The organism is Bartonella sp. AP7XZML (assembly GCF_042195745.1).
Taxonomy (GTDB): Bacteria; Pseudomonadota; Alphaproteobacteria; order Rhizobiales; family Rhizobiaceae; genus Bartonella.
The window spans coordinates 1-8657 of sequence record NZ_JBHIOT010000003.1; the positions used below are offsets into that span (position 1 = coordinate 1).

General features: G+C 39.6%; 6 protein-coding genes. 3 read left to right on the forward strand and 3 right to left on the reverse strand.

Features of this window, described 5'->3' with window-relative positions; all coding sequences use genetic code 11:
* Positions 1-416: 416 nt before the first annotated feature.
* Positions 417-2405 carry a M23 family metallopeptidase gene (locus ACFILT_RS00280; RefSeq protein WP_375678890.1) on the forward strand — a complete coding sequence of 663 codons (1989 nt, stop codon included), beginning with the start codon at positions 417-419 and terminating at the stop codon, positions 2403-2405.
* Between the two features lie 899 nt (positions 2406-3304).
* Here the strand turns inward: ACFILT_RS00280 and ACFILT_RS00285 are convergent.
* From ACFILT_RS00285 to ACFILT_RS00295, 3 genes are all read right to left on the reverse strand, one after another.
* Complete coding sequence (locus ACFILT_RS00285; protein WP_375611692.1) at positions 3305-4735, reverse strand: sensor histidine kinase; 1431 nt, start codon at positions 4733-4735, stop codon at positions 3305-3307.
* A 224-nt stretch (positions 4736-4959) separates the two neighbouring features.
* Positions 4960-5514, reverse strand: a complete 555-nt coding sequence (locus ACFILT_RS00290; protein ID WP_375611691.1) for an RNA polymerase sigma factor — start codon at positions 5512-5514, stop codon at positions 4960-4962.
* A gap of 7 nt (positions 5515-5521) precedes the next feature.
* Positions 5522-5725, reverse strand: a complete 204-nt coding sequence (locus ACFILT_RS00295; protein WP_375610684.1) for a NepR family anti-sigma factor — start codon at positions 5723-5725, stop codon at positions 5522-5524.
* A 168-nt stretch (positions 5726-5893) separates the two neighbouring features.
* Here ACFILT_RS00295 and ACFILT_RS00300 point away from each other — a divergent pair, with 168 nt between their 5' ends.
* Together ACFILT_RS00300 and ACFILT_RS00305 are read left to right on the forward strand one after the other, a co-directional pair.
* Positions 5894-6688 (forward strand): response regulator, encoded by a 795-nt coding sequence (locus ACFILT_RS00300; protein WP_375607013.1) that lies wholly within the window; start codon positions 5894-5896, stop codon positions 6686-6688.
* A gap of 22 nt (positions 6689-6710) precedes the next feature.
* Positions 6711-7724, forward strand: coding sequence for a sensor histidine kinase (locus ACFILT_RS00305; RefSeq protein ID WP_375618002.1), 1014 nt, complete (start codon positions 6711-6713; stop codon positions 7722-7724).
* The last annotated feature ends 933 nt before the right edge of the window (positions 7725-8657 follow it).

The following is an 8657-nucleotide window of genomic DNA, read 5'->3' on the forward strand; positions in this document are numbered from 1 at the left end:
TATTTTTTTTTAAATAAAATAACCCAAACTTTACCAATAAAATATTGAACAAAAAATCCTATTTCAAGACATTATTGGAAACAAGCAATTATAGGCAAAATCTGCCTTCATAAAATAAAACATGAAAACAGCAAGGAGTTCAAAGAGAGCATGGCGCCTTTAAAGTAAAATATAGCACCCCATTGCAATGCATAAAAATAGGAAGTTGCCTAGGAATGAGTTAATCACAATAACGCTTGTTTTATGCTACTTTAATAGAGAAAATTTTCTGCGCAGATACGATTTATAAAGACATTGCTGTATAAAGAGAATCGCATGATCTGTAATTTGTAAAAAGAATCAAATTCCTGTAGAAGCATGCTAAGCTATCTATCTAGCTTTCTTTATTTAATATTGAAAAGTACTCTTATAAATCTATGTGGGATAACGAACAACAAAAAAACGATCCTGGACAAGACCCTGCTCTTGTCGTCAAGCGCTTGCGGCCTGCGCGCCGACAGGTCTCTGCTCGTTGGCTTACGGGAACCATTCTGACAGGAATCACTTCCTGCATTCTTATGGGGATTGCACTTTTTACGGCTCTTGATGAACAACAGCGATTGGTAACACCGCCACAATGGTTTACGCAAGAAAACCTATCAGAATCACAAGACCCTGAGGCCAATGGCTATAAAGGTGATCGTATTTCTCCCACCCATGCAAGGCAAAGCTTTGACAGAAAACGTCAATTTGAACTATCGATTCTACAAAAAAAAGGCGATGAAAAAGTCATTCAAACACAACATTTTGAATGGATTCGTATGGCTTTAGCCGAAAATCGCCCCCAGAAATATAACTATCCAAAATTTGATTCTTTAAGCATTCTTGCTAGTGATACGAAAAATCAAAATATCGCACCACAAGAAGATTCTGGGCAGATTTACGGTGCAAAGGTTGAAACAAAACTCACCTTACGCAGCTATGATTTTAAGGTAAATCAATTCGATTTTGATGACAGCGACACATTGACAGATGAAGAGGCACAACAAGAAGTACAAAAAGCTGGATTTACTTTAGAAAAGAGCTCCGAACTTCTTTCAGTTCTCACATTGATTGATCCTTTAAAATTAGAAGATGTATCCTCCCCTTCCCAAGGCACAGAATCCCCTGAAGTTCGAATCGTTCAAGAAAATGTAACCGTTTCTCCTCAAAGTCACCGTATCGATCTGACGAAAAACTATGTTGAAGATATTATTCCTATTCGTAAAAAACAAACGATAGCCGATGCTTTCAAAAAAACCAGTTATACAAAAAAGCAAATTGACCAGGTTGTAAAAACGCTAGAAAAAATAAGCCTTTCCGATTCACTTAAAGAGGGAAGCCTTTTACGCATTGGTATCGTGACACAAGCTGGTGAAGAAGACCATCTCGTACGCGCAAGTATCTATCAAGGGATGCATCATGTTCTCACCATTGCCCTGAATGATAAAGGCCAATTCATTGAAAGCACAGAGCCTAAAATGTCTAAAGCACTTAAAACGGCTTTTCAAAATGGTATTCCACATTCTTATATCAATAGCGCGCAATTACCAACGGCTTATGATGCACTCTATAGTGCTTTGCTAAGCCATAATATATCACAATCTCTCTCTCATCGTCTTATTCGTCTGCTGGCCACCAATATTGATATGAAAAGTCCGATAACACCCAATGATCAGATCGAAATATTTTATGCTGTACCACAAAGCGATAAAGAAAACAAAAACGGCAAAAAGAATTTGAAAGCAAAGGAAGCATCCAAGAACGCTGATCCAGAAATTCGTTATATTAGTGCAACTTTTGGGAATACAACTTATAAATATTACCGTTATCAATTAAAAGATGGAAGCGTTGATTATTATGATTCTGAAGGGAAAAGTTCAAAACCTTTCTTGTTGCGCAAACCCACACCAAATGGCATTTTTGGCTCTCCCTTTGGTCCACGCAAACATCCTATTTTAGGCTATGTCCGCATGCATACGGGTGTTGATTGGATTGCTCCTAAAGGATCACCCATTATTGCTGTAGGAGATGGTATTGTTACAAGAGTAGGCGTAACAGGCGGCTATGGAAACCATACGGAAATTCAACATGCCAATGGATATGTCAGCAGTTATTCACACCAAAGTCGTTATGCACCAGACATCAAACCAGGCGTGAAAGTACGACAAGGACAAATTATTGGGTATGTTGGATCAACAGGAATGGCAACCGGACCCCATTGTCATTTTGAAATCATTGTCAATGGCGTCAAGGTTGATCCCATGCGCATTCGTATACCGGATAGCAAAGCCTTAACCAATCAAGACCTACAAACATTCCTACAAGAAAAAAACAACATTGATGCCTTGATCAACAGCCCAATAGTACCCTCCGAAGAGACTTAAAGCATGAAAGCATCTGCATTTTTACGACTCAAAACATCTAAAAAATATGCTTGAGCGCTTACTTTTCTCAAAGAGATTTCCGCATTTTAAATATCTATTAAAGAATACGCCGAAAGATGCCACCACCCAAGGTCGCATCACAATGATTAAAAATAAAACGCCCTCCCCTTTTCAGGTTTACGCACAATAGAAAAGTGAAAAATATGAAACCCCAAAAGGCTAACTCTTTTTGTTTATTTTATCAAAACGATAGCCCGTCCTTATTTGCCATGCAATAAAATCTCAAATCAAAGAGGTGCCCGCTAAAGGATGAAGATTCTAAAATCCATATCATTCTATAAACAACCCGACTTTTTGTTGAATAGATTCCACTTGTTGAATGTATGCTGTTCATAGCCCTAAAGGACGGTGTTTCATGAACTTTCTGAGCACGTTCTACCTTAAGAGTATTCGTTACACACTTTTACAAAAACACCCCATATTTAAAGTTTCACATGCCTTACAAAAAATAACAAAACTTGAAAAAACTCTCTCTTTGCAAAGCAATAGAGCTTACGAATATAAGTATTATTGGCTTAAAGGAGCACTTATTCAAAATAAATTTAAAGGCTAACTTAAGCACTTCAAAGCTCTCAGACAAGGAGAACTTTGAAAGCCGATCATCGGAGTCAACAAAGCAAAAAAACAACAAGAGAGAAAATCAAACATTACACCAAAAGATAAAGAAGCAAAGTTGTTTCTCTTGAAGGCAATTGACAATCTGATATGAATGGTGCTGTGTTCGCGCTACTGAAGCCGTATTTTTCCTTCTTCTTGTGAAAAGATGCCCTCCCCATACATTCACGATGAATGAAAGGCAGCTTACCACGAGAAAAGAGAAAATTTACCCTTTTAAAAAATCAGTCAGAGCTTTTTTTTGAACTATTCATGCTAAGTTTTGGCAAAGGAATGACAATCTTTGTACCTCCTAAAGCAGAAGTTTCAAACAGAGGTTTTTCACCAAATTGCATACAGAGCTGTTCCACGACCACACGACCAAGTCCTGTTTTTTGTTTTAAAGTTTGGCTTTTCATTCCCACGCCATCATCTTCTACAATGAGCATCAATTGTCCATCTTTCTGGGGACCAAAGGAGATATAAATATGACCCGACCGTTGATCAGGAAAGGCATGTTTTAAGGAATTGGTTAGCAACTCGCCAAGGATAATTCCAAGTGTTGTCGCATCTCTTGAAGACAGGCGACAATCTTTAAAGTTGGTGTGAATGGTGATGTTTTCACGCAATTCAAAAGGGACTGCCAATTCGACATCATGCACAACAGAGCTGAGAAACTCTGCCAATAGTGTCGTTTCCATATCATCACTTAAGCGCAAACGACGATGTGCTGTAGAAATTGTCTGAATACGATCACGTGCAGCCCCTAGAACAGCACGGACCTCTTCATTTTTGCTCCGGTTTAACTGGAGCCCCAACAAAGAAGACACCGTCCCAAGAGAATTGCCAATACGATGGCTTGCATCCTGCAACAATATTTCAACCCGTTGGCGTTCTTTTTCAGCGTGATTACGTGCTCTTTCTAATTCTTGTGTTCGTTCTTTCACGCGGGCTTCCAGAGCGATATTTTCACTATGAAGCAGCAATTGATACAATTTTAAAGAGCGCATATCACGATGAAAACGATTAATAACAAAATAGGCAGAAATAAAGGTACTCACAACGGAAACAATAGCCGCCAATGTCAAAGCCGCCCGCATCAATGCGATACCCTCACGCTGTTTTTGTCGCACCACATCATCCCCATTAATAAAGCTTGTCATCAATTGAGCTAAACGTGCTACAGGAATCTTTGATACTTCCAAAGAGTCCGCATGAGAAGGTTGAGAAGGTTGTTCAGGAATCGCATCAAGAGCACGCATATGGGCATTCATAAAGGCTTTTCGTGCTTCAACCTCTTCTTTAAAAGCCGTAAACCATTTATACCACTGCGGATGCGCATAAACAATAAGTGCGATATAGTCGAGAATATTCCCCAACTCCCGCTCTGCATTTTCAAAACGTATTTTATCTTCCGCCTTGCGCGTTTTTGCATAGCTGCGGTCAGCAACAGCCATATCAATCAGGCTAATAAGGACCAAATCAGCCTGTTCGCGCAATTCTGAACTTGTATTCAACTGTGCGACTTCTCGATCAACGGCATTTGAAAGCAACATAATAAAAACCGATGCCAAAAGAGCCATAACAAGAGAAACAACAATCGCACCCCACCGCCAGCGTGATATCGTTGCATCAGAAGAAGGCATTTGAGGCATCAAATTTGTTTTTGTTGTCATAGAATGTCCATTGGCGAACTTGAAAGTCGTCATTTTTCAGCACAAAGGAAGGCAACCTTATGGAACATAAAACCTAAAGCCCGTGAGAAAGTTTTATACAGGCTTTTCTTGTGTTCTTAAAGATACACGCCAAACTTCTGAATTCCCTCAGATACTGACTTTACTGTAATAGCTATAACGGGAATAAAAAAAACAAGGCTATCGATCATAATTATTATGCTTTTTTAGCCGTTAAATGAACACAATGTACTTCCAGCTGAGTAAGAATCAGGACCATAATCAGACTCACCATTGACTTTAAGAAGTTCTTGTAATCGATTACGCGCCCTGCTCACACGGCTTTTAATGGTTCCAACAGCACAACCACAAATAGCCGCAGCATCTTCATAAGAAAACCCCGATGCGCCAATGAGAATAATGGCTTCTCTTTGATCGGCAGAAAGCAAATTTAAGGCTTTTTTGAAATCTTGCAAATCAAGTGATCCATATTGAGCAGGATGAACAGCGACATTTTGAGTAAACACGCCGTCGGTATCTTGAACTTCTCTTCCCTTTTTACGCATTTGACTATAAAATTCATTGCGCAAAATGGTAAAAAGCCAAGCTTTAAGATTAGTTCCCATCTCAAAACTATCTTGCTTAGCCCATGCCTTCATAACAGTATCTTGGACCAAATCTTCGGCTTTATCGTGCTTGCCACTTAAAGAAACAGCAAAAGCTCGTAAAGCCGGCAACACAGAAAGGAGTTCTTGTTTAAAGTTTTTCGCGCACTTTGACATAAAGGATTCAAACCTTTTCCACATTGTTTAAGCCAAATTGCTCTGCGCGCTCCAACTTCTCTAAAAGCTCAAGCAAACACCGTGGCAGTGCTTCTTCTTGAATTTCCATGTAAAATTGACGTAACTTCCGTGCTATTTCGCTATTGACCCCGAGAAGATCATCTCCAACTCTAAATTGTGTGGTGAGATTTTTTTCATCACGGTCGTTCATTTTTCATCCCCCTAATCCATATATTACTAGTAGCACCGCGAAGAATTTTTCGCCTTATGGTTGTAAATATAGCTGCCGGTAAAAAGTTCCATACAAATCAAGGAACTTTTTTATCGGTTGAGAATTTCAACCAACAAAATGCTTGAAAGGTCAAAGGAGTTATAAATTATGTCATTATCAACGCGCATTGCCCCGCATCTTCCCTATCTTCGACGTTTTGCCCGCTCTGTCACCGGTAGCCAATCCTCTGGCGATGCCTATGTTTCAGCGATGTTGGAAGCACTCATTGCCGACATCTCCATTTTTCCCAAAGCCTCCACTGACCGAATTGGTACCTATTGGCTTTTTTGCCATCTTTTTGACCAAACCACACCAAACATCCCTGAGCCCCTGCCCCAATTTGGTCTTGAACAAAAAACCAGTGCCAAATTATCCTATCTCACGCCCCGTGCACGCCAAGCATTTTTGCTCATTGCCGTTGAAGGATTTCATGAACAAGACGCCAGCGAAATCATGAATCTGGATACAAAAGAATTTCGCAAGCTTCTCAACCAAGCATCCATTGATATTTCTCAACAAATTGCCACTGAAGTCATGATTATTGAAGATGAACCTCTTATTGCACTTGATATTGAGCAAATGGTAGAAAGCCTAGGTCATCATGTTGTAGGAATAGCGCGCACGCGTGATGAAGCTGTCATCATGTATCATAAGAAAAAACCACGGTTGATTTTGGCTGATATTCAATTAGCCGATAACAGTTCAGGGATTGATGCGGTCAACGAGATTTTGAAAAATGACCGTATACCGGTGATTTTCATCACGGCTTTTCCCGAAAGGCTTCTCACTGGCGAGCGTCCAGAACCAACTTTTTTAGTGACCAAACCTTTTAACCCTGATATGGTGAAAGCGCTTATTTCCCAAGCTTTATTTTTTCAAGAGAATGCTTCTAAAGCGGCTTAGAACAGGGTAACATCTTAAAATTATGATCGTTACGCCTCTTTCAAAGCCTCCCATGGATAGATCTCATATGAGTGCGCTCATGCAAGCGATTCGTGGTGCTGATATTTGCGTTCTCTATCAGGCAACAAATCTGGTTTATTTATGGGCTGAAAACTTGCCACACCATTTGCACAATAAATGGCGGGTTGGGTGTCGTGACAGCGACTTTTTTTCGCTTGACCTTGCAGACAATATGGAAACCATCAAACTGCAAGTTTTAGCCAGTGGCAAAATGCAAACTGTTGAAGCACGTTTTGAAGATACAAATAAACAAGAGATTTGGTACAAATTTTCTATTGATTGCCACCGCAATGATAACGAAGACATTATTGGGATTATCACCACCGGTGTCAATATTTCCGGCTTACGCCGCCGTGAACAAGTGCTTAAAATCCTTCTTCGCGAGGTCAGTCACCGTTCTAAAAACCTTCTAGCGATCATTCAAAGTATTGCCAGCCAAACCGCCCGCTATACTGAATCTCTTCAGGTTTTTTTACGAAAATTTCAAGGTCGTCTTCATTCTCTTTCTCATTCTCAAGATCTGATCACTGATTCCGATTGGCGCGGTGCTCAATTTCGCGAATTGGTCCAAACGCAGGCTTTAGGTTATTTTATGAAAGAAACAGAACGTTTTTCACTTGAAGGCGTCGATCCTTATCTTTTTCCCAATGCCGCTTTGCATATCGGTTTGGCTTTTCATGAACTGATTGTCAATTCTCTTTCTTTTGGAGCCCTTTCCCAAGAAAAGGGGAGCATCTGTGTACGCTGTGAAATTGAAACAAAACTGAATGGCAAAACGCAACTTATCATCACGTGGCATGAAAATTTTGAATCCGGCATCCCTCCCACAAACAATAAAAAAGCCTGTTTTGGTAGTGCCGTTCTCGAAAAAATCGTTCCCATTTCCGTGAATGGTTCAGCTTCCCTCAAATTGACACAAGAAGGAATTGTCTATTGCCTCTCTGTTCCTGATACTTATTTTGATATTTTTTCTTAAAAGAGCATTTTAAACAATGAACAAGAGAAGTTTCCCCTTTTTTAGCAAAATGTCTCATCTGTTTATTAAGCACAAAGATATTTTCCAACCTCTTTAAACCAACCTCTATAGTCCCCCAATAGTTCCGCAAAACCTTAACGATGAGAACTGAAAGCCACAAATCCATTCCCGCTGTCAATCAACTTCCATCCCTCATATAACCGGCATATTTTAAAACAGAAACCAAAACGATAAAGAGCAAACCGTTTCAACTCTTACTATGCCAAATAAAAGCGAGCCTATTACCCATCTCTTTTTGTGTAATTTTCGCAATGCGCATATAATTTTATTTTGGCATAATATGCAATTTCAAGGAGTAAAGCTAACATCCATCATCATTCTTCAGCTTTACGGGCTTAAAGCCTCCACGACAACGACAATTAATTGATGTAAATTACACATTTTATGCTTTTATTTATCGCATTCTTTAATGGAGATATCCTCTTCAGTTACAATAGGACATTCTAAAACAGAATACACTTATGTCTTTCATTCACGCACTTTTTTAATATTTCCCAGCGCATCCACGCTCATTTCAAAACAGTATCTGTAAATAAGATATAATAGCCCCCAGCCCCGTAAAGTGAACCATCAAACCCGCCCCTTTTTGCGCCATATCCTTCTTTACCTTCATGCCCCTTTTCACTTCATAAAAGTAGTAGCTGAGCATCATCATACCATTTGTCTCTCATGTTACAACAGCCATTGACCTTTGAGAGCGTCCATAAGAGGCATTTTAGGCTTTTTTTCAAATATTTCTCATTGATACAAAGCCCCCACACACCCTTTTATGACGTGCAAGCCAATGACTTTGATTAATTCACTATAAAGGGGAAAACGCATCTCAAAGGGGAAAACGCATCTCAAAGGGGAAAACGCATCTCAAAGGGGAAA

Excerpts from the sequence above, each read along its gene's own strand:
- ACFILT_RS00295 (WP_375610684.1), bottom strand. The coding sequence starts at position 5,725 with ATGAACGACCGTGATGAAAAAAATCTCACCACACAATTTAGAGTTGGA.
- ACFILT_RS00305 (WP_375618002.1), top strand. The coding sequence starts at position 6,711 with ATGATCGTTACGCCTCTTTCAAAGCCTCCCATGGATAGATCTCATATG.
- ACFILT_RS00290 (WP_375611691.1), bottom strand. The coding sequence starts at position 5,514 with ATGTCAAAGTGCGCGAAAAACTTTAAACAAGAACTCCTTTCTGTGTTG.
- ACFILT_RS00300 (WP_375607013.1), top strand. The coding sequence starts at position 5,894 with ATGTCATTATCAACGCGCATTGCCCCGCATCTTCCCTATCTTCGACGT.
- ACFILT_RS00285 (WP_375611692.1), bottom strand. The coding sequence starts at position 4,735 with ATGACAACAAAAACAAATTTGATGCCTCAAATGCCTTCTTCTGATGCA.
- ACFILT_RS00280 (WP_375678890.1), top strand. The coding sequence starts at position 417 with ATGTGGGATAACGAACAACAAAAAAACGATCCTGGACAAGACCCTGCT.